Annotated in this window: 18 protein-coding genes and 2 tRNA genes; 17 read left to right on the top strand and 3 right to left on the bottom strand. The window is 64.4% G+C overall.

The window, feature by feature from the left end:
* Positions 1-45 precede the first annotated feature (45 nt).
* From rlmE to ACW9UL_RS18430, 17 genes are all read left to right on the top strand, one after another.
* The gene (gene rlmE / locus ACW9UL_RS18510; protein ID WP_021444609.1) at positions 46-669 is read left to right on the top strand and encodes a 23S rRNA (uridine(2552)-2'-O)-methyltransferase RlmE; all 624 of its coding nucleotides are present in this window, start codon (positions 46-48) and stop codon (positions 667-669) included.
* Between the two features lie 173 nt (positions 670-842).
* Positions 843-2,756 carry an ATP-dependent zinc metalloprotease FtsH gene (gene ftsH / locus ACW9UL_RS18505; protein WP_021444608.1) on the top strand — a complete coding sequence of 638 codons (1,914 nt, stop codon included), beginning with the start codon at positions 843-845 and terminating at the stop codon, positions 2,754-2,756.
* 6 nt (positions 2,757-2,762) lie between these two features.
* The gene (gene folP / locus ACW9UL_RS18500; protein ID WP_031303272.1) at positions 2,763-3,614 is read left to right on the top strand and encodes a dihydropteroate synthase; all 852 of its coding nucleotides are present in this window, start codon (positions 2,763-2,765) and stop codon (positions 3,612-3,614) included.
* A 13-nt stretch (positions 3,615-3,627) separates the two neighbouring features.
* Positions 3,628-4,965 (top strand): phosphoglucosamine mutase, encoded by a 1,338-nt coding sequence (gene glmM, locus ACW9UL_RS18495; RefSeq protein WP_457787893.1) that lies wholly within the window; start codon positions 3,628-3,630, stop codon positions 4,963-4,965.
* 65 nt (positions 4,966-5,030) lie between these two features.
* Positions 5,031-5,786, top strand: coding sequence for a triose-phosphate isomerase (tpiA, locus tag ACW9UL_RS18490; protein WP_457787892.1), 756 nt, complete (start codon positions 5,031-5,033; stop codon positions 5,784-5,786).
* A 3-nt stretch (positions 5,787-5,789) separates the two neighbouring features.
* The gene (gene secG, locus ACW9UL_RS18485; protein ID WP_122109090.1) at positions 5,790-6,167 is read left to right on the top strand and encodes a preprotein translocase subunit SecG; all 378 of its coding nucleotides are present in this window, start codon (positions 5,790-5,792) and stop codon (positions 6,165-6,167) included.
* A gap of 7 nt (positions 6,168-6,174) precedes the next feature.
* Positions 6,175-6,260, top strand: a tRNA-Leu gene (locus tag ACW9UL_RS18480).
* 95 nt (positions 6,261-6,355) lie between these two features.
* Positions 6,356-6,432 (top strand) — tRNA-Met (locus ACW9UL_RS18475).
* A 129-nt stretch (positions 6,433-6,561) separates the two neighbouring features.
* Positions 6,562-7,020, top strand: coding sequence for a ribosome maturation factor RimP (gene rimP, locus ACW9UL_RS18470; RefSeq protein ID WP_122109091.1), 459 nt, complete (start codon positions 6,562-6,564; stop codon positions 7,018-7,020).
* A gap of 112 nt (positions 7,021-7,132) precedes the next feature.
* Positions 7,133-8,614: a transcription termination factor NusA gene (gene nusA / locus ACW9UL_RS18465; protein ID WP_031303271.1), complete on the top strand. Its 1,482-nt coding sequence runs from the start codon at positions 7,133-7,135 to the stop codon at positions 8,612-8,614.
* A gap of 27 nt (positions 8,615-8,641) precedes the next feature.
* Positions 8,642-11,128 (top strand): translation initiation factor IF-2, encoded by a 2,487-nt coding sequence (gene infB / locus ACW9UL_RS18460; RefSeq protein ID WP_021444601.1) that lies wholly within the window; start codon positions 8,642-8,644, stop codon positions 11,126-11,128.
* A gap of 110 nt (positions 11,129-11,238) precedes the next feature.
* Positions 11,239-11,628, top strand: a complete 390-nt coding sequence (rbfA, locus tag ACW9UL_RS18455; protein WP_021444600.1) for a 30S ribosome-binding factor RbfA — start codon at positions 11,239-11,241, stop codon at positions 11,626-11,628.
* A gap of 2 nt (positions 11,629-11,630) precedes the next feature.
* A complete protein-coding gene (gene truB, locus ACW9UL_RS18450) occupies positions 11,631-12,551 on the top strand; it encodes a tRNA pseudouridine(55) synthase TruB (protein ID WP_031303270.1) in 921 nt (306 codons plus the stop codon).
* 255 nt (positions 12,552-12,806) lie between these two features.
* Positions 12,807-13,076, top strand: coding sequence for a 30S ribosomal protein S15 (gene rpsO, locus ACW9UL_RS18445; RefSeq protein WP_004424394.1), 270 nt, complete (start codon positions 12,807-12,809; stop codon positions 13,074-13,076).
* 171 nt (positions 13,077-13,247) lie between these two features.
* Positions 13,248-15,353 (top strand): polyribonucleotide nucleotidyltransferase, encoded by a 2,106-nt coding sequence (gene pnp / locus ACW9UL_RS18440; protein WP_122109093.1) that lies wholly within the window; start codon positions 13,248-13,250, stop codon positions 15,351-15,353.
* Between the two features lie 281 nt (positions 15,354-15,634).
* Positions 15,635-16,003, top strand: coding sequence for a BON domain-containing protein (locus ACW9UL_RS18435; RefSeq protein ID WP_021444597.1), 369 nt, complete (start codon positions 15,635-15,637; stop codon positions 16,001-16,003).
* A 57-nt stretch (positions 16,004-16,060) separates the two neighbouring features.
* Positions 16,061-16,258, top strand: coding sequence for a CsbD family protein (locus ACW9UL_RS18430; protein WP_122109094.1), 198 nt, complete (start codon positions 16,061-16,063; stop codon positions 16,256-16,258).
* Between the two features lie 63 nt (positions 16,259-16,321).
* On the opposite strand, the gene ACW9UL_RS18425 is transcribed toward ACW9UL_RS18430, so the two are convergent.
* From ACW9UL_RS18425 to ACW9UL_RS18415, 3 genes are read right to left on the bottom strand one after another with little or no spacing between them, the layout of a single operon-like run.
* The gene (locus tag ACW9UL_RS18425; protein ID WP_031303269.1) at positions 16,322-16,624 is read right to left on the bottom strand and encodes a DUF2845 domain-containing protein; all 303 of its coding nucleotides are present in this window, start codon (positions 16,622-16,624) and stop codon (positions 16,322-16,324) included.
* A gap of 23 nt (positions 16,625-16,647) precedes the next feature.
* Positions 16,648-16,950, bottom strand: a complete 303-nt coding sequence (locus ACW9UL_RS18420) for a DUF2845 domain-containing protein (RefSeq protein WP_457787891.1) — start codon at positions 16,948-16,950, stop codon at positions 16,648-16,650.
* 4 nt (positions 16,951-16,954) lie between these two features.
* Positions 16,955-19,834 carry a DUF748 domain-containing protein gene (locus ACW9UL_RS18415; protein ID WP_457787890.1) on the bottom strand — a complete coding sequence of 960 codons (2,880 nt, stop codon included), beginning with the start codon at positions 19,832-19,834 and terminating at the stop codon, positions 16,955-16,957.

Genomic DNA, 19,834 nt, shown 5'->3' with positions numbered 1-19,834 from the left:
CGAGCCGGCGCGGTTATTCATGACCCGTTAAATCCGAGGTTTTGCGTGGCCCGTTCCAAGACCAGCCAGCGTTGGCTGAAAGAACATTTCGACGATCCCTACGTGAAGATGGCGCAGAAGGACGGCTATCGCTCGCGCGCCAGCTACAAGCTGCTGGAGATCCAGGACAAGGACCGCATCCTGCGCCCGGGCATGACCGTGGTCGACCTGGGCGCCGCACCGGGCGGCTGGTCGCAGGTGACCAGTCGGGTGATCGGCGACAAAGGTCGGCTGATCGCCTCCGATATCCTGGAGATGGACGCCATTCCCGACGTTGCCTTCATCCAGGGCGACTTCACCGACGATGCGGTGTTCGCGCGGATTCTCGAAGCCATCGGGGAAAACCCGGTGGACCTTGTGATTTCCGACATGGCCCCCAATATGAGTGGGGTGAGAACCGCCGATCAGGCGCGCGCCATGTACCTGTGCGAGCTGGCGCTGGATCTGGCCGGGCGCGTGCTGCGTCCGGGCGGCGATTTTCTGATCAAGATTTTCCAGGGCGAAGGTTTCGACGCCTACCACAAGCAGGTGCGCGAGACGTTCGACAAGGTGCAGATGCGCAAGCCGCTGTCGTCGCGCGATCGCTCCCGCGAGCAGTACCTGCTGGCCCGCGGATTTCGCGGGGTCTAGGGTGAAACCGGCGCGCCCGGAGCGGGTCTCAATGTTAGAGACCTAATAAAGGGTTACAGACGGTGCCTGCCAGATGCGGGCGTTTGGTGTAAGTTAGGTCGGTATATCACTGGTCGTCATGGGAAGCCTGCTTCGCCACGAGGCCTGCTTCAGAGGGTAGCTAATTGAACGACATGGCAAAGAACCTGATCCTGTGGCTGATCATCGCGGCCGTATTGGTCACCGTGATGAACAACTTCTCCAGCCCGAGCGAGCCACAGACCCTGAGCTACTCGCAGTTCATCGAGCAGGTCAAGGAGGGGCGCGTCGAGCGCGTCACCGTCGACGGTTTCGTGATCACCGGCAAGCGCACCGACGGCGAAGGCTTCAAGACCATTCGTCCGGCGATCCAGGACGGCGGCCTGATCGGCGACCTGATCGATAACAATGTGGTCATCGAGGGCAAGCAGCCCGAGCAGCAGAGCATCTGGACCCAGTTGCTGGTGGCCAGCTTCCCGATTCTGGTGATCATCGCCGTGTTCATGTTCTTCATGCGCCAGATGCAGGGGGGCGCTGGCGGCAAGGGCGGGCCGATGAGTTTCGGCAAGTCCAAGGCGCGCCTGCTCTCCGAAGACCAGGTCAAGACCACCTTCGCCGACGTCGCCGGTTGCGACGAGGCCAAGGAAGAGGTCAGCGAGCTGGTGGAATTCCTCCGCGACCCGGGCAAGTTCCAGCGCCTGGGCGGACGTATCCCGCGTGGCGTGCTGATGGTCGGCTCGCCAGGTACCGGTAAGACGCTGCTGGCCAAGGCCGTGGCCGGCGAAGCAAAAGTGCCGTTCTTCACCATCTCCGGCTCCGATTTCGTCGAGATGTTCGTCGGCGTGGGCGCTTCCCGCGTACGCGACATGTTCGATCAGGCCAAGAAGCACGCGCCCTGCATCATCTTCATCGACGAAATCGACGCCGTCGGTCGCCATCGCGGCGCCGGCATGGGCGGCGGGCACGACGAGCGCGAGCAGACCCTCAACCAGCTGCTGGTGGAGATGGACGGCTTCGAAATGAATGACGGCATCATCGTCATCGCCGCCACCAACCGTCCCGACGTGCTCGACCCGGCACTGCTGCGCCCCGGTCGTTTCGACCGCCAGGTGGTGGTTGGCCTGCCGGACATCCGCGGCCGCGAGCAGATTCTGAAGGTGCATATGCGCAAGGTGCCGATGAGCGACGACGTGCAGCCGGCGGTGATCGCCCGCGGCACCCCGGGCTTCTCCGGCGCCGACCTGGCCAACCTGGTCAACGAGGCCTCGCTTTTCGCCGCCCGCGCCGGCAAGCGCGTGGTGGAAATGAAGGAGTTCGAGCTGGCCAAGGACAAGATCATGATGGGCGCCGAGCGCAAGACCATGGTCATGTCCGACAAGGAGAAGCTCAACACTGCGTTCCACGAGGCCGGTCACGCCATCGTCGGGCGTCTGGTGCCCGAGCACGACCCGGTCTACAAGGTGTCGATCATTCCGCGCGGTCGCGCCCTGGGCGTGACCATGTTCCTGCCGGAAGAGGATCGCTACAGCCTGTCCAAGCGCGCGCTGATCAGCCAGATCTGCTCGCTGTTCGGCGGCCGTATCGCCGAGGAAATGACCCTGGGCTTCGACGGTGTCACCACCGGCGCCTCCAACGACATCATGCGCGCCACCCAGCTGGCCAAGAATATGGTGACCAAGTGGGGCCTGTCCGAGAAACTCGGTCCGCTGATGTATGCCGAGGAAGAGGGCGAGGTGTTCCTCGGTCGCAGCATGGGCAGCCAGCACAGCAATGTGTCCGGCGAAACCGCCAAGTTGATCGACGAGGAAGTGCGGCGCATCATCGACGAGTGCTACGCCACCGCCAAGAAGCTGCTGGTGGAGAACCGCGACAAGCTCGACGCCATGGCCGAGGCGCTGATGAAGTACGAAACCATCGACGCCGATCAGATCGACGACATCATGAATGGCCGCGAGCCGCGTGAGCCGCGCGGTTGGGATGGCGGCGGCGACTCCGGTGCGCCGCAGGCCAAGGTCGACGAGGTCGATCGTCCCGAGAAGCCCATCGGCGGGCCGGCGGCAGAGCACTGATCGCCTATGTCCCTCGCGCAATACCCGAGCCGGCTGCCCTGTGGCAGCCGGCTTCTTGATTTGTCCCGTCCGCAGGTGATGGGCATCCTCAATGTCACCCCCGATTCCTTCTCCGATGGCGGCCGCTTCACTGCGCGCGACGCCGCGCTGCGCCATGCCGCGGCCATGGCCGCGGCAGGGGCGACGCTGATCGACGTCGGTGGTGAGTCGACGCGTCCTGGCGCGCGCGTGGTTTCGCCGACCGAGGAGCTGGAGCGCGTGGCGCCGGTGGTCGAGGCCATCGCCCGTGAGCTGGACGTGATCATCTCGGTCGACACCTCGACCCCGGCGGTGATGCGCGAAACGGCGCGACTCGGTGCCGGGTTGATCAACGACGTGCGCTCGCTGCAGCGCGATGGCGCGCTGGATGCCGCCGCCGACAGCGGCCTGCCGGTGTGCCTGATGCATATGCGCGGCGAGCCCGGCAATATGCAGGACGACCCGCAGTACCCGGATATCCTGGTCGAGGTGCGCGACTTTCTCGAAGAGCGCATGGCAGCCTGCGCGACGGCCGGTATTCCCGCCGAGCGGATCGTGCTCGATCCGGGCTTTGGTTTCGCCAAGACCCTGGAGCACAATCTGGCCCTGTTCAAGCGAATGGGCGAGCTCTCCGTCCTCGGCCGCCCGCTGCTGGTTGGCGTGTCGCGCAAGAGCATGATCGGCAAGGTGCTCGGTCACGAGGTGGGCGAGCGCCTGTATGGCAGCCTGGCGCTGGCGGCCCTGGCGCTGACCAAGGGCGCCCATATTTTGCGTGTGCACGACGTCGCCGAAACGGTGGACGTGGTGCGGATGATCGCCGCGGTGGAAGCGGCGCACTAACAAGGAAAGCGGTATGGCTAGAAAATACTTCGGCACCGACGGCATTCGTGGCCGCGTCGGGCAATTCCCCATCACTCCGGATTTCATGCTCAAGCTCGGCTGGGCGGCGGGCATGGCCTTCCGCAAGCAGGGTAAGTGCCGCATCCTGATCGGCAAGGACACGCGAATTTCCGGCTACATGTTCGAATCCGCCCTGGAGGCCGGTCTGGCCGCTGCCGGTGCCGACGTGCAGTTGCTCGGGCCGATGCCGACGCCGGCCATCGCCTACCTTACGCGTACCTTCCAGGCCGATGCCGGCATCGTCATCAGCGCCTCGCACAATCCGCACGACGACAACGGCATCAAGTTCTTCTCCCGCGAGGGCACCAAGCTGCCTGACGATGTGGAGCTGATGATCGAGGAGCTGCTCGATCAGCCGATGACCGTGGTGGAGTCTGCCGGCATCGGCAAGGCCTCGCGGATCAACGATGCCTCGGGGCGCTACATCGAGTTCTGCAAGGGGAGCGTCCCCAGCGGCACCAGCTTCAAGGGGCTGAAGATCGTCGTCGACTGCGCCCACGGCGCCGCCTACAAGGTCGCCCCCAGCGTGTTCCGCGAACTGGGCGCCGAGGTGCGGGTGATGGCGGCGCAGCCCGACGGACTGAACATCAACGACGCTTGCGGCTCGACCCATATCGCCGCCCTGCAGGCCGAAGTGGTCGCGCAGCAGGCCGATCTGGGCATCGCCTTCGACGGCGACGCGGACCGGGTGCTGATGGTCGATCAGCACGGCGCAGTGGTCGACGGCGACGAGCTGTTGTTCATCATCGCCCGCGATCTGCAGGAGCGCGGTCGTCTGCGCGGCGGTGTGGTCGGCACGCTGATGAGCAACCTGGGCCTGGAGCTGGCTCTGGCCGAACTGAACATCCCCTTCGTGCGGGCCAAGGTCGGCGATCGCTACGTGATCGCCGAGCTGCTGGCGCGCAACTGGCAGCTGGGGGGGGAGAATTCCGGGCACCTGGTGTGCTTCCAGCACACCACCACCGGCGACGCGATCATCGCCGCGTTGCAGGTGCTGATGGCGCTCAAGCGTCGCGAGCAGACTCTGGCCGAGGCGCGCGGTGGGCTGAAGAAGTGCCCGCAGGTGCTGGTCAATGTGCGCCTGGGCGGCGATGTCGATCCGCTCGCGCACCCGTCGGTGCAGGAAGCCTGCAACCGGGTGACCGAGCGCATGGCCGGTCGCGGTCGGGTGCTGCTGCGCAAGTCGGGAACCGAGCCGTTGGTGCGGGTGATGGTCGAGGGCGACGAGGAAGGCTTGGTGCGCGGCTATGCCGATGAATTGGCTAAGATTGTTGCCGAAGTCTGTGCTTGATTGAGCTTGCTACCGAGGGTGCTCTTGGGTAACATCTGCGCCCTCTTTGATCGACGAGGTAAAACATGCGTCGCCCCTTGGTCGCCGGTAACTGGAAAATGCACGGTACCCGCGCCAGCGTCGCAGAGCTGATCGAAGAGCTTCGCCAGCTGGAGTTTCCGGCTGAGGTCGAAGTCGCGGTATTCCCTGGCAGCTTGCATATAGCCCAGGTCGTGGCCGGTCTGGCCGCTGGCGCTGTGAAAGTGGGTGCGCAGAATTGTGCGGCACAGGCGGAGCAGGGCGCCTTGACCGGTGAGCTGGCGACGAGTCAGTTGGTCGATGCCGGATGCGAGTTGGTGCTGGTTGGCCACTCCGAGCGGCGCCTGATCCTGGGTGAGAGCGACGAAGCGGTGATTCGCAAGTTCGCCGCGGCGCAGGTCGCGGGGCTGGTGCCGGTGCTTTGTCTCGGCGAGACGCGCGAGCAGCGCGAGGCCGGTGCGACGCTGGATGTGGTGGGTGCTCAGTTGGCTGCCGTGATCGACGCTCTGGGTGTCGAGTCGCTGGCAAAGGCGGTGGTGGCTTACGAGCCGGTTTGGGCCATAGGTACTGGGCTGACCGCTACGCCCGAGCAGGCCCAGCAAGTGCATGCGGCGATCCGCGCCCAGGTTGCGCAGGCGGATGCCGAGGTGGCGAGCGGTCTGAGAATTCTTTATGGCGGCAGTGTGAAGGCCGCCAGTGCAGCCGAGTTGTTCGGCATGCAGGATATCGATGGGGGGCTTGTGGGTGGAGCCTCTCTGAATGCGGATGAATTCGGTGCGATCTGTCGCGCTGCAGGAAACTGAAGAATGCTGGAAACAGTCATTGTGGTTCTGCACCTGCTGGGTGCGATCGGTGTGGTGGTGCTGGTGCTGTTGCAGCAGGGCAAGGGTGCCGATGCTGGTGCATCGTTCGGTTCGGGGGCTTCGGCAACCGTATTCGGAAGCCAAGGTTCCTCTACCTTTCTGAGTAAGTTTACTGCTATACTCGCCACCGGTTTTTTCATTACTAGCTTGGGCTTAGCGTTCTTTGCTAAAGAGAAAGCTGATGCAATGACCCAGGTTGGTCTGCCAGATCCAGCGGTTCTGGAAGTTCAACAAAAGCCGGCAGCAGAAGATGTGCCGGTGCTCGAAGAGCAAGCGCCCGCCACCGATTCGTCGGATGTGCCGGAGGCTCCCGAGCAGTAACAGTTTTGCCGAGGTGGTGGAATTGGTAGACACGCTACCTTGAGGTGGTAGTGGCCATAGGCTGTAGGGGTTCGAGTCCCCTCCTCGGTACCATACTCAAGAAAGCCCGCAGTTCGCGGGCTTTCTTGTTGCTGGAGTCTCGGTTGACCCTCGAGGGGGGCAGCCGTATAATTCCGGCCCAGCTTTGACGCGGGGTGGAGCAGTCTGGTAGCTCGTCGGGCTCATAACCCGAAGGTCGTTGGTTCAAATCCAGCCCCCGCAACCAGTTTCAGCAGGCCCCTTTTCAGGGGCTTTTTGTTAGCTGAAAGACAGTGTCCGCCGGCATTTCAGGCGGTTCGAAGGGATGGGCGTTTCGCCCATTTTTTATTTGCACAGCATGCGCGAGGGCCGTTAAGTGTCGAGCAAGCTAGAACAGTTGCAGGCCTTGTTGGCCCCGGTAATCGAAGCACTCGGTTACCAGTGTTGGGGCATCGAGTTCCTGTCGCAGGGGCGTCATTCGCTGCTGCGTGTCTATATCGACAAGGAAGGCGGCATCCTGATCGACGATTGCGAGATCGTCAGCCGTCAGCTCAGCGGTGTGCTGGACGTCGAGGATCCCATTACCTCGGAGTACACCCTGGAAGTGTCTTCGCCCGGCATGGACCGGCCGTTGTTCACCCTGGAGCAGTTCGCCGCTCACGCTGGCGAGCAAGTGAAGATCAAGCTGCGTTCGCCTTTCGACGGGCGGCGCAACTTTCAAGGCCTCCTCCGCGGTGTGGAGGAACAGGACGTGGTGGTGCAGGTGGATGACCACGAGTACCTGTTGCCGGTCGACCTGATCGACAAGGCCAACATTATCCCCCGGTTTGATTGAGACGCGGATCCCGCGAGAGCTCTGCGGCTAGCGCGAATGGCGCAAGTAGCGCACATGGCGCAAGTAGCGCGGATGGTGCAGATCCAATGGATTGCGAAAGGCGAGGCGTACGATGAGCAAAGAAGTACTGCTAGTTGTTGAGTCGGTATCCAACGAAAAGGGTGTGCCGGCTAGCGTAATTTTCGAGGCGCTGGAGTTGGCTCTGGCGACCGCAACCAAGAAACGTTTTGAAGACGAAGTCGATCTGCGTGTGACGATCAACCGGCAGAACGGCAGCTACGAGACCTTCCGGCGCTGGACCGTGGTCGACGAGTCCGAGTTCGAAGACCCGGCCTACCAGCTGACCGAAGACATGCCGCAGGCCATGGAAGCCGGCGCCAAGATCGGCGACGTGCTGGAGGAGAAGGTCGAGTCCATCGAGTTCGGCCGCATCGCCGCGCAGACCGCCAAGCAGGTCATCGTGCAGAAGGTGCGCGAGGCCGAGCGTGCGCAGGTGGTCGACGCCTACCGCGAGCGCCTGGGCGAGATCATCTCCGGCACCGTGAAGAAGGTCACCCGCGACAACGTCATCGTCGACTTGGGCAACAATGCCGAGGCGCTGCTGGCCCGCGAAGACATCATCCCGCGCGAGACCTTCCGCGTCGGCGTGCGTCTGCGCGCCCTGCTCAAGGAAATCCGCACCGAGAATCGCGGTCCGCAACTGATCCTGTCGCGTACCGCGCCGGAAATGCTGATCGAGCTGTTCCGCATCGAAGTACCGGAAATCGCCGAAGGGCTGATCGACGTCAAGGCCGCCTCCCGTGACCCGGGTTCGCGCGCCAAGATCGCCGTGCGCTCCAAGGACAAGCGCATCGACCCGCAGGGCGCCTGCATCGGCATGCGCGGTTCGCGCGTGCAGGCGGTTTCCGGCGAGCTGGGCGGCGAGCGCGTGGACATCGTGCTGTGGGACGACAACCCGGCGCAGTTCGTGATCAACGCCATGTCGCCGGCCGAAGTGGCGGCGATCATCGTCGATGAAGATGCCCATGCCATGGACATCGCCGTCGCCGAGGACAACCTGGCTCAGGCCATCGGCCGCGGCGGCCAGAACGTGCGCCTGGCCAGCCAGCTGACCGGCTGGACGCTGAACGTGATGACCGAGGCGGACATCCAGGCCAAGCAGCAGGCGGAAACCGGCGACATCATGCAGTCCTTCATCGACGAGCTGGAAGTCGACGAAGAGCTGGCCCAAGTCCTGGTCGAAGAGGGGTTCACCAGTCTCGAAGAGATTGCCTACGTACCCATGGAAGAAATGCTCAGCATCGATGGCTTTGACGAGGACATCGTCAATGAGCTGCGTGCACGGGCCAAGGATCGTCTGCTGACCAAGGCGATCGCCAACGAGGAGAAGTTGGCCGATGCCCATCCGGCGGATGATCTGCTGGAACTGGAAGGCATGGACAAGGCGCTGGCTCTGGAGCTGGCGCTGCGCGGCGTGATTACCCGTGAAGACCTGGCCGAGCAGTCGATCGACGACCTGCTCGACATCGACGGCATCGACGAAGAACGTGCCGGCAAGCTGATCATGGCCGCTCGAGCCCACTGGTTCGAATAAGCGGTTGCGGCCTGAGGAGAAAGATGCATGACGCAAGTCACGGTGAAAGAACTGGCCCAAGTGGTCGACACACCGGTGGAGCGCCTGCTGCAGCAGATGCGTGAAGCCGGGCTGTCCCACGACAGCGCCGAACAAGTAGTGACCGATAGCGAGAAGCAGGCCCTGTTGGCCCATCTCAAGAGCAGTCACGGCGACAAGGTCGAAGAGCCGCGCAAGATCACCTTGCAGCGCAAGACCACCAGCACCCTGCGGGTGGCTGGCAGCAAGACCATCAGTGTGGAAGTGCGCAAGAAGAAGACCTTCGTCAAGCGCAGCCCGGAAGAGCTGGAAGCCGAGAAGCAGCGCGAGCTGGAAGCCCAGCGCGCCGAAGCCGAGGCCGAGCGCCTGAAGGCCGAGGAAGCAGCCAAGCGCAAGGCCGAGGAAGAGGCCAAGCGCCAGACGGCTGCCGCTCCGGCGGCGGTTGATGGCGTTGCCGCGGTTGCCGCGCCGATCAGCGAGCCGGTAGTGGCTGCTCCCGTGGTCGAGGCCGAGCGCAAGAAGGATGAGGTGCGCCGTCCCGAGAAGACGCGCAGCGATGACGACGAGCGCCGCGATCGCAAGCACACCCAGCATCGCCCGACCGTCAAGGAGAAGGCGCCGGCTCCGCGCGTCGCTCCGCGCAGCGTCGACGAAGAGAGCGACGGCTTCCGTCGCGGTGGCCGTGGCAAGGCCAAGATGAAGAAGCGCAACCAGCATGGCTTCCAGAGCCCGACAGGTCCTATTGTGCGCGACGTATCGATTGGCGAGACCATTACCGTTTCCGACCTGGCCCAGCAGATGGCCATCAAAGGCGCGGAAATCGTCAAGTTCATGTTCAAGATGGGCACTCCGGTGACCATCAACCAGGTGCTGGATCAGGAAACCGCCCAGTTGATCGCCGAGGAATTCGGCCACAAGGTCAAGCTGGTCAGCGACAACGCCCTGGAAGAGCAGCTGGCCGAGTCGCTGAAGTTCGAGGGCGAGGCCTTCCAGCGCGCGCCGGTGGTGACCGTCATGGGTCACGTCGACCACGGCAAGACCTCCCTGCTCGACTATATCCGTCGTGCCAAGGTGGCCTCCGGTGAGGCGGGTGGCATCACCCAGCACATCGGCGCCTACCACGTGGAAACCGACCGCGGCATGGTGACCTTCCTCGACACCCCGGGCCACGCTGCGTTTACCCAGATGCGTGCCCGCGGTGCCAAGGCCACCGACATCGTCATCCTGGTGGTGGCGGCGGACGACGGCGTGATGCCGCAGACCCAGGAAGCGGTGCAGCACGCGAAAGCGGCTGGCGTGCCGATCGTGGTCGCGGTGAACAAGATCGACAAGCCCGATGCCAACCCGGACAACATCAAGAACGGCCTGGCCGCGCTGGATGTGATCCCGGAAGAGTGGGGCGGCGACGCGCCGTTCGTACATGTTTCGGCCAAGATGGGTACCGGTATCGACGAACTGCTCGAAGCCGTATTGCTGCAGGCTGAAGTGCTCGAGCTGAAAGCCACGCCGTCGGCCCCGGGCCGTGGTGTGGTGGTCGAATCGCGCCTGGACAAGGGCCGCGGCCCGGTGGCCACCGTGCTGGTTCAGGACGGTACCCTGCGTCAGGGCGACATGGTTCTGGTCGGCGTCAACTACGGCCGCGTGCGTGCCATGCTCGACGAGAACGGCAAGTCGATCAAGGAAGCCGGTCCGTCGATTCCGGTCGAGATTCTCGGCCTGGACGGCACGCCGGATGCCGGTGACGAGATGATGGTGGTGGCCGACGAGAAGAAGGCCCGCGAAGTTGCGCTGTTCCGTCAGGGCAAGTTCCGCGAGGTCAAGCTGGCTCGTGCGCACGCCGGCAAGCTGGAAAACATCTTCGAGAACATGGGCCAGGAAGAGAAGAAGACCCTCAACATCGTGCTCAAGGCCGATGTGCGTGGCTCTCTGGAAGCCCTGCAAGGCTCGCTCAGCACCCTGGGCAACGACGAAGTGCAGGTGCGCGTGGTCGGTGGCGGCGTCGGTGGCATCACCGAGTCCGATGCCAACCTGGCGCTGGCCTCCAACGCCGTGCTGTTCGGCTTCAACGTCCGTGCCGATGCCGGTGCGCGCAAGATCGTCGAGGCCGAAGGCCTGGACATGCGCTACTACAACGTCATCTACGACATCATCGAGGACGTCAAGAAGGCGCTCACCGGTATGCTCGGCAGCGACGTGCGGGAGAACATCCTGGGCATCGCCGAGGTGCGTGACGTGTTCCGTTCGCCGAAGTTCGGCGCCGTGGCCGGCTGTATGGTCATCGAGGGTACCGTGTACCGCAACCGTCCCATCCGCGTACTGCGCGAGGACGTGGTGATCTTCGAAGGCGAACTGGAGTCCCTGCGCCGCTTCAAGGACGACATGTCCGAAGTGCGGGCCGGCATGGAATGCGGTATCGGCGTGAAGAGCTACAACGACGTCAAGGTCGGCGACAAGATCGAAGTGTTCGAGAAGGTCCAGGTGGCGCGCAGCCTGTAAGCAACCCGGCGCGATAACGCAACGCCCGGCCCCGCTCAAGCGCGGCCGGGCGTTTGCCGCTTTTGAGCCCGACGCCGAACAGGCGGCGGGCGAAGGAAAGGTAAGTAGAAATGGCCAAAGACTACAGCCGTACCCAGCGTATCGGCGATCAGATGCAGCGCGAGCTGGCCCTGATGATCCAGCGCGAGATCAAGGACCCGCGCCTGGGCCTGGTGACCATCACCGCAGTGGACGTCAGCCGCGACCTGTCCCATGCCAAGGTGTTCATCACCGTGATGGGCAAGGACGACGATGCCGAGCAGATCAAGCTCAACCTGGAGATCCTCGGCGAGGCAGCCGGTTATCTGCGCATGCTGTTGGGCAAGTCGATGAAGGTGCGCACCATCCCGCAGCTGCACTTCCAGTACGACGCCAGCATCCGCCGCGGCGCCGAGCTGTCGGCGCTGATCGAGCGTGCGGTGGCGGAAGATCGCAAGCACCAGGACGGCAGCGAGGGTTAAGCGTGGCGCAGGTCAAACGTATACGGCGCAAGGTCGACGGCATCATCCTGCTGGACAAGCCGCGCGGCTTCACCTCCAATGCCGCGCTGCAGAAGGTGCGCTGGCTGCTCAACGCGGAGAAGGCCGGCCACACCGGCAGCCTCGATCCGCTGGCCACCGGCGTGCTGCCGCTGTGCTTCGGCGAGGCGACCAAGTTCTCCCAGTACCTGCTCGATGCCGACAAGGGCTACGAGACCCTGGCCCAGCTCGGTGTCACCACCACCACCGGCGATGCCGAGGGCGAGGTGCTGGAGCGGCGTCCGGTGACCGTTGGTCGTGCCGAGATCGAGGCGCTGTTGCCGCGTTTTCGCGGCGAAATCAAGCAGATACCGCCGATGTACTCGGCCCTGAAGAAGGACGGCCAGCCACTTTACAAGCTGGCCCGTGCCGGCGAGGTAGTGGAGCGCGAGGCGCGTTCTGTTACTATTGCGCGCCTGGATTTGCTGGCCTGCGAGGGCGAGCAGGCCCGCCTGGCGGTGGATTGCAGCAAGGGCACCTATATTCGGACCCTGGTCGAGGATCTCGGCCAACTGCTCGGTTGCGGCGCGCACGTCGCCGAGCTGCGCCGGACCAAGGCTGGGCCGTTCGACCTGAGCCGTACCGTGACCCTGGAAGAGCTGGAAGCGGCGCATGCCGAAGGTGGCAACGAAGCGCTCGATCGCTTCCTGCAGCCGGTCGACAGCGGCTTGCAGGACTGGCCGCTGCTGCAGTTCTCCGAACACAGCGCGTTCTACTGGTTGCAAGGGCAGCCGGTACGCGCGCCGGAAGCACCGAAGTTCGGCATGGTGCGGGTGCAGGATCACACCGGTCGCTTCATCGGCATCGGCGAAGTGAGCGACGATGGGCGTATCGCCCCGCGTCGATTGATTTACACCGGTGCCTAGCACCGGGTGCAGACACGGGTCTTAGGGCCCGGATTGAATTGATACCGGCGCATGGCGTCGGCAGGTGTTGTCGGTGGTTGCCGGTAACGCCGAATGGTTCGGCCCCGAGGGCTGAAGCCTGAAGCTGGCGATACCAGCGGCAGGACTGCGAGGGTGGCTGTTAGTAGGCACGGTCATACCTCTTTTTAAAACACGGGAAGCGATTCCCGGCCTATTGAGACTGCTTCGGCAGTTTCCAGATGAGAGGAAGCCAACATGGCACTCAGCGTTGAAGAAAAAGCCCAGATCGTTAACGACTACAAGCAAGCTGAAGGCGACACCGGTAGCCCGGAAGTGCAGGTAGCCCTGCTGACCGCCAACATCAACAAGCTGCAAGGCCACTTCAAGGCCAACGGCAAAGATCACCACAGCCGTCGTGGTCTGATCCGTATGGTTAACCAGCGTCGTAAGCTGCTGGACTACCTGAAGGGCAAGGACACCAGTCGTTACAGCGCCCTGATCGGTCGCCTGGGCCTGCGTCGTTAATAGACGCGAGCTGCACAAGTTGGAAGCTGGGAGTTCGGCGTCGCGAGTGGGGAGTGATCCTCACCTCGTGGCGCTGGGCTTCCAGCTTTTGGCTTTTCGAGGGATGCACCGGGTCCGACTCCCGCGCTTCTTTCCAATTTCCCCCAAGGCAACAAAGAGAAGGAAAACACCGTGAACCCGGTAATCAAGAAATTCCAGTTCGGTCAGTCGACCGTTACCCTCGAGACTGGCCGTATCGCCCGTCAAGCCTCCGGCGCAGTGCTGGTCACCGTTGACGACGACGTCAGCGTGCTGGTCGCCGTAACCGGCGCCAAGACTGCCGACCCCAGCAAGGGCTTCTTCCCGCTGTCCGTGCACTACCAGGAAAAGACCTACGCTGCCGGCAAGATCCCGGGTGGTTTCTTCAAGCGTGAAGCGCGTCCCTCCGAGAAGGAAACCCTGACCTCGCGTCTGATCGACCGTCCGATCCGTCCGCTGTTCCCGGAAGGCTTCCAGAACGAAGTGCAGGTCATCTGCACCGTGGTTTCCACCAGCAAGAAGACCGATCCGGACATCGCGGCGATGATCGGTACCTCGGCTGCCCTGGCCATCTCCGGCATCCCGTTCAACGGCCCGATCGGTGCCGCGCGCGTCGCCTTCCACCCGGAAACCGGCTACCTGCTGAACCCGAATTACGAGCAGCTCAAGGCCTCGAGCCTGGACATGGTCGTGGCCGGTACCAAGGACGCCGTGCTGATGGTCGAATCGGAAGCCAAAGAGCTGACCGAAGACCAGATGCTGGGCGCCGTGCTGTTCGCCCATGAGGAGTTCCAGGTGGTCATCCAGGCTGTCGCCGAGCTGGCTGCCGAAGCCGGCAAGCCGACCTGGGACTGGCAGCCGAAGCCGGAAAACACCGCGCTGCTGAACGCCATCCGTGGCGAATTCGGCGAGGCGATTTCCCAGGCCTACACCATCACCATCAAGCAGGACCGCTACGCGCGCCTGGGCGAGCTGCGCGATCAGGTCGTCGCCAAGTTCTCCGGCGAAGAAGGTCAGCCTACTGCCGGTGAAGTCAAGGACGCCTTCGGCGAGATCGAATACCGCACCGTGCGCGAGAACATCGTCAACGGCAAACCGCGTATCGATGGTCGTGACACCCGCACCGTGCGTGGCCTGAACATCGAAGTCGGTGTACTGGACAAGACCCACGGCTCGGCGCTGTTCACCCGTGGCGAAACCCAGGCGCTGGTCGTGGCTACCCTCGGTACCGCCCGCGACGCACAGCTGCTCGACACCCTCGAAGGCGAGAAGAAAGACCCCTTCATGCTGCACTACAACTTCCCGCCCTACTCGGTCGGTGAGTGTGGTCGCATGGGCGCCACTGGCCGTCGCGAAATCGGCCACGGCCGTCTCGCCCGTCGTGGTGTTGCCGCCATGCTGCCGAGCGCCGACGAGTTCCCCTACACCATCCGCGTGGTGTCGGAGATCACCGAGTCCAACGGTTCTTCCTCCATGGCGTCGGTCTGCGGCGCTTCCCTGGCGCTGATGGACGCCGGTGTGCCGATGAAGGCGCCGGTGGCCGGTATCGCCATGGGCCTGGTGCTGGAAGGTGAGAAATTCGCCGTACTGACCGACATCCTCGGCGACGAAGACCACCTGGGCGACATGGACTTCAAGGTAGCCGGTACCGCCAAGGGCGTCACCGCGCTGCAGATGGACATCAAGATCCAGGGCATCACCGAAGAGATCATGGAGCAGGCGCTGGAGCAGGCGCTGGAAGCGCGCCTGAACATCCTCGGCCAGATGAACCAGGTCATCGCCCAGTCGCGCAGCGAGCTGTCGGCCAACGCGCCGACCATGCTGGCGATGAAGATCGACCAGGACAAGATCCGCGACGTCATCGGCAAGGGTGGCGCCACCATCCGCGCCATCTGCGAAGAGACCAAGGCCTCGATCGATATCGAAGACGACGGCTCGATCAAGATCTTCGGCGAAACCAAGGAAGCGGCCGAGGCGGCCAAGCAGCGCGTGCTGGCCATCACTGCCGAAGCCGAGATCGGCAAGATCTACGTCGGCAAGGTCGAGCGCATCGTCGACTTCGGCGCCTTCGTCAACATCCTGCCGGGCAAGGACGGTCTGGTGCATATCTCCATGCTCAGCGATCAGCGCGTGGAGAAGGTCACCGACGTGCTGCAGGAAGGTCAGGAAGTGAAGGTACTGGTACTGGACGTGGACAACCGCGGCCGTATCAAGCTGTCGATCAAGGACGTCGCCGCCGCCGAGGCCTCCGGCGTCTGACGACTGGCTCGCTGCAAGGACAAGCCCCGCCTCTGCGGGGCTTTTCTTTGCGCGCGGCAAAACCCTGGCCGCGGGGAGATCCGCGTCGTGCAATTTGCCCGAGGCTTTTGCGCGGGGTTCGGCGAAATGCAAGGTTTCGCCTATCTGGGTGTATTCATAAGCTATTGAAAAATAACAGTATTGTAAGTTCTTAAAAGCTGGCACAGGCCTTGCGACAGTCCTGTTGAGCCTGCAGCCAGGAGCTGGCCTGCAGATTGTCTGGAACGTACAGGAGTCGAACCATGAAACAGCCAATCAAGCGTATTGCTCTCGCCACCCTGACCACCACTGCCCTGGGCCTGTCGCTGGCGTCCACGGCGTTCGCCCAGCCGGCCGACGCCGTGCAGCCGACCCTGCTGGCTGCCAATACCAGCGTGGACAAGGCCGAGCAGGCGGTGTCCGACACCTGGATCACCAGCAAGGTCAAATCCAGCTTTATCGCCGACCAGAGCCTGAGCGGCCTGGACATCAAGGTCGAGACCAATCAGGGCGTGGTCGCGCTGTCCGGCGTGGTGGCCAGCGAGGCCGAGCGCGAACTGGCCATCGCCAAGGCCAAGGAAATCGAGGGCGTGCGTGACGTGTCGGCCGACGGCCTGAAAGCCGCCGACTGATAAGTGAGCGTGGCGGGTTGCGGCCCGCCGCTTTGCCAATCACAGGGAGCCATGACCATGAACAGCGACATCATCAAGGGTAAGTGGAAGCAGCTCAGCGGGCGCATCAAGGAGCGTTGGGGCAACCTCACCGACGACGACCTGGACGTCGCCGAGGGCCACAGCGAGTACCTCGTCGGCAAGCTGCAGGAACGCTATGGCTGGACCAAGGAGAAGGCCCAGCAGGAGTTGCGCGACTTCAGCGACAAGCTCTGACGCCGCGTTACAGGCCGAGGCCCCGCCGGCATCGTCGGCGGGGCCTTGGCGTATGTGCGGGCATCAGATGCCGCGCTTGCTGCGAATCTCCACCAGGCGTCCGCCCTCGAAGCGCAGGAAGTGGTACATGCCGCCGCGTGGCCCGTAGATCCACTCCTCCACGGCGACCTCGTTGCGAAAGCCGTACTGGTCGAGCACTTCCTTGTAGCCGAGAAAGTCGCGGCTCAGCGGTTCGCCGCATTTGCCCTGGACTTCGCTGGTCGGCGCGCTGGTGCTGACCAGGGCGCTGCCGCAGCGGTAGGTGGAGGAGGCTTCGGCCAGCGGCAGGGCCAGCAGTAACAGCAGCGGGGCGTGGTGGAGGCGGATCACTGGCGGTTCCTGGTGTGGTTTCAGTGCTGACGACGGCGCTCGATGGCGACCAGGCGGTTGCCCTCGAAGCGCAGGATGCTGAGCATGCCGTTGCTCGGCCCGTAGACCCATTCCTCGACCAGGTATTCGCGGCGGTCGTAGGAGCCCAGGGTGTAACCGATGGGATCGCGGTGCTGCGGCTCGCCGCACTTGCGTTCGACCTCGAAGGGACGGTCGCCGAGGCTGACCAGCTGGCTGCCGCAGCGCAGGGTATCGGCGTGCAGCGGCGCGCTGGCCAGGGCGGCCAGCAGGGCGCAGAGGGCGGTGTAGGGGCGACGACGCATGGCGCTACTCGCTGTCCAGGTGGAGCGGGGTGAGCACGCGGCCATCGGCTTCGGGCTCTCCTAGATTGACATCGATCAGGTACAGGCGTTCGTCGGCCAGGCCGCCTTGGGCGACCAGGTAGTCCTTGATCGCCGCCGCGCGCTGCTGAGCCAGCTGGCGCAGCAGCAGCTTGCTCTGCGCCCAGGAGTCGAGCACGGCCTGGCGCATAAGCTGATGACGCTGCTCGTCGTCGAGTTCGGCCCATTCGGCCGGCGGCTGCTGCTTGAGGCGGGCGCGGTAGATGCCTTCGAGCAGGATCGCCTGGTCGTCCTCGTCCACCACCAGCTCGTCGGCGCTGGCCGGCACCTTGTCGCCGCGGCGCTGCAGCATCTTGTACCAGGTCTCGCGGAATTCACGTTGCAGGCGCTGCTCGGCCAGCAGCGGGCCGTCGGCGCGCTGGGCGCTCTGGCCTTCCACTTCCAGGCGCAGCGCCGGGCGTTCCTGCAGGGCCTTGGCCAGGGTGTCGAGGGCCTGGCGTGCGTCGTCGCTCAGGGCGTCCGAGCCGGCGTCGAACGGCACGGTGCTGAGGTCGACGTCGCTGCCGCCGGCGACCAGGCCGGCGACGAACTTGAACGGTGCCTGCGCCGCGCGCAGCACCAGGTTGCGCAGGGTCTGCCAGACGATGGGCATGACGCTGAACTCGGGGTTGTTGAGGTCGCCCTTGACCGGCAGCTCGATGGCGATCTTGCCCTCGGTGTCCTTGAGCAGGGCAACCGCCAGGCGGATCGGCAGGTCGACGGCGTCCGGGCTGTCGACCTTCTCGCCCAGCTGCAGGTTCTCTACCAGCACCTTGTTCTCGGCGTTGAGCTGGCCCTTCTCGATGCGGTAGTGCAGGTCGAGGTTGAGCCGGCCCTTGCGGATGCGGTAGCCGGCGAACTTGCCGGAGTAGGGGGTGATGGTGGTCAGCTCGACATTCTTGAAGCTGGTGGCGATGTCCAGGCTGTTGAGCGGGTCGAAGGGGGTGAGCTTGCCCTTGACGCTGACCGGCGCGTACTTGTCCACCTTGCCCCGGATGTCGACGCTGGCGGCCTGCGGGCTCTGGTTGTCGAGGGTGCCGATGCGGCCGTTCATCTGCTGGATGGCGGTGGCGAAGCTGGGGGTCAGGCTGAAGTCGGCGAAGTTGGCCGAACCGTCGTTGATGGTCACGCCGCCGATGCGCACGGCCAGCGGTTTGCCCGCATCCGCCTGAGCCTCAGCCGGCGCGGCAGGCTGCGGCACGATCAGCTCGCTGACGTTGGTGGTCAGGTTCTCGTTGATCACGAAGCGCGCATAGGGCTGCTCCAGCTCGACCTGCTCGATGGCCAGGCTTTCGCCGTGGCGATAGTCGAGGCCGTTCACCCGCACCTGCTGCCAGCGCAGGAAGTCGCGCTCGCGCAGGGTGTCGAGGGTGTGCAGCTGGTCGATCCTGGCGCTGCCGCTCACCTGGAGCGCCAGCGGCGCGGTGCTCTTGAGTTGCACCTCGAGGTCGCTGCCGAGCAGGCCGCTACGCAGTTCCAGGCGGATAAAGGGGCTGAGATAGGCCTGGGCCAGGCGCAGGTCGATGTCCTGGGTGGCGACCTTGAGCTGGGCGCTGGTGGGCTGCAGCTGCACCTGGCCGGCTGCCTGCAGCTTGCCCTGTTTGCCCAGGCCGGTATCCAGCTTGAGGCCGAAGGGCTTGTCGCCGAGGCTGTCGAAGTCGCTCAGCTCGAGGTTCAGCGGGCCGACGTCCAGCGCCACTGCCTGTTGCGGCACGCGGTCGACCAGGTGGGCCTGGTAGTCGCGCAACTGCACGTCGCGCAGCAGCACCTGCCAGGGTTTGCTCGCCTCCTCGGCCGGCGCCGGCTCGCTGGCTGCCGTCGGTTTGCCGGCCAACAGCTTCTGCCAGTCCAGCTCGCCGTCGGCCTCGCGCGCGGCCCAGGCTTCCAGGCCCTGGCTGCGCACCTGGCCGATGAGCACCTGCTGCTTGGCCAGGTCCAGGCTGGCGTCGGCGACGTCGAGGCGCTGCAGGCGCAGCAGCGGCTTGCCTTCGGGGCTGTCGATGGCGAGGGGGGCCAGCTGGATGGCGAGCTTGCTCAGCTGCAGCTCGGTACCGCTGGACAGATCGAGGCGGTAGTCGCTGCTCAGATCGACCTGGCCTTCCTGCAAGACCAGCGGCAGGGCATCGCGCACATAGGGCCAGATGGCGCGCAGGCGGCCGTCGCTGAGCTTGAGGTTGCCGCTGGAGGTCAGCGGCACCAGGCCTATGCGGCCCTGCCAGTCGATGCGGCCGCCATGGGGGCCGGTGGCGGTCAGGGTCATTTCGGCGTTGTCGCCGGCCAGGGTGCTGAGGTTGTGCAGTTCCAGGTTGAGCGAGTCGTAGGCGAACTCCACCGGCTCGCTGGGGCGCAGGTCCTGGAAGTGCAGGGAGTTTTCGCGCAGCCCGACCTTGTCGATGCGCAGCGGAAAGGGCTCGCTTGGCGGCGCGTCGGCGGCGTCCGCCGGGCTCTCCGGCAGTTTGAACAGCTGCGTGAGGTTGAGCGTGCCGTCCTTGGCGAACAGCACCTCGCCGTGCGCGCCGTCCAGCTCGACCTCGGCCAGGTGCAGGGCGCCGCTCCACAGGCTGTCCAGTTGCAGGTTGGCGTACAGCTGCGCCAAGCCGAGCTGTGGCCGCTGCGGCTCGCCGATGGCCAGGCCCCACAGGCGCAGCTCCAGGCTGAAGGGGTTGAGCTGCAGGCGCTGCAGGCTGGCCGGCACGCTGGCGTACTGCGCCAGCTGCTGGTTGGCGATGCGCAGGGCGATGCCCGGCAGAATCAGGAAGCCGATCAGGCTGTAGAGGAAGAGGGCGATCAACAGGGCGCTCAGCGCGCGCTTCAGTCCTTTGGGCAT

This window comes from Pseudomonas sp. PL-6 (assembly GCF_054110165.1).
Note: the sequence above shows the minus strand (reverse complement) of the source record. Positions and strands in the feature narration are given on the sequence as shown.

Coding starts and splice junctions, on each gene's coding strand:
- ACW9UL_RS18415 (WP_457787890.1), bottom strand. CDS start 19,834: ATGCCCAAAGGACTGAAGCGCGCGCTGAGCGCCCTGTTGATCGCCCTC.
- ACW9UL_RS18435 (WP_021444597.1), top strand. CDS start 15,635: ATGAAACAGCCAATCAAGCGTATTGCTCTCGCCACCCTGACCACCACT.
- rbfA (WP_021444600.1), top strand. CDS start 11,239: ATGGCCAAAGACTACAGCCGTACCCAGCGTATCGGCGATCAGATGCAG.
- ACW9UL_RS18430 (WP_122109094.1), top strand. CDS start 16,061: ATGAACAGCGACATCATCAAGGGTAAGTGGAAGCAGCTCAGCGGGCGC.
- nusA (WP_031303271.1), top strand. CDS start 7,133: ATGAGCAAAGAAGTACTGCTAGTTGTTGAGTCGGTATCCAACGAAAAG.
- folP (WP_031303272.1), top strand. CDS start 2,763: ATGTCCCTCGCGCAATACCCGAGCCGGCTGCCCTGTGGCAGCCGGCTT.
- rpsO (WP_004424394.1), top strand. CDS start 12,807: ATGGCACTCAGCGTTGAAGAAAAAGCCCAGATCGTTAACGACTACAAG.
- tpiA (WP_457787892.1), top strand. CDS start 5,031: ATGCGTCGCCCCTTGGTCGCCGGTAACTGGAAAATGCACGGTACCCGC.
- ACW9UL_RS18420 (WP_457787891.1), bottom strand. CDS start 16,950: ATGCGTCGTCGCCCCTACACCGCCCTCTGCGCCCTGCTGGCCGCCCTG.
- ftsH (WP_021444608.1), top strand. CDS start 843: ATGGCAAAGAACCTGATCCTGTGGCTGATCATCGCGGCCGTATTGGTC.
- infB (WP_021444601.1), top strand. CDS start 8,642: ATGACGCAAGTCACGGTGAAAGAACTGGCCCAAGTGGTCGACACACCG.
- secG (WP_122109090.1), top strand. CDS start 5,790: ATGCTGGAAACAGTCATTGTGGTTCTGCACCTGCTGGGTGCGATCGGT.
- glmM (WP_457787893.1), top strand. CDS start 3,628: ATGGCTAGAAAATACTTCGGCACCGACGGCATTCGTGGCCGCGTCGGG.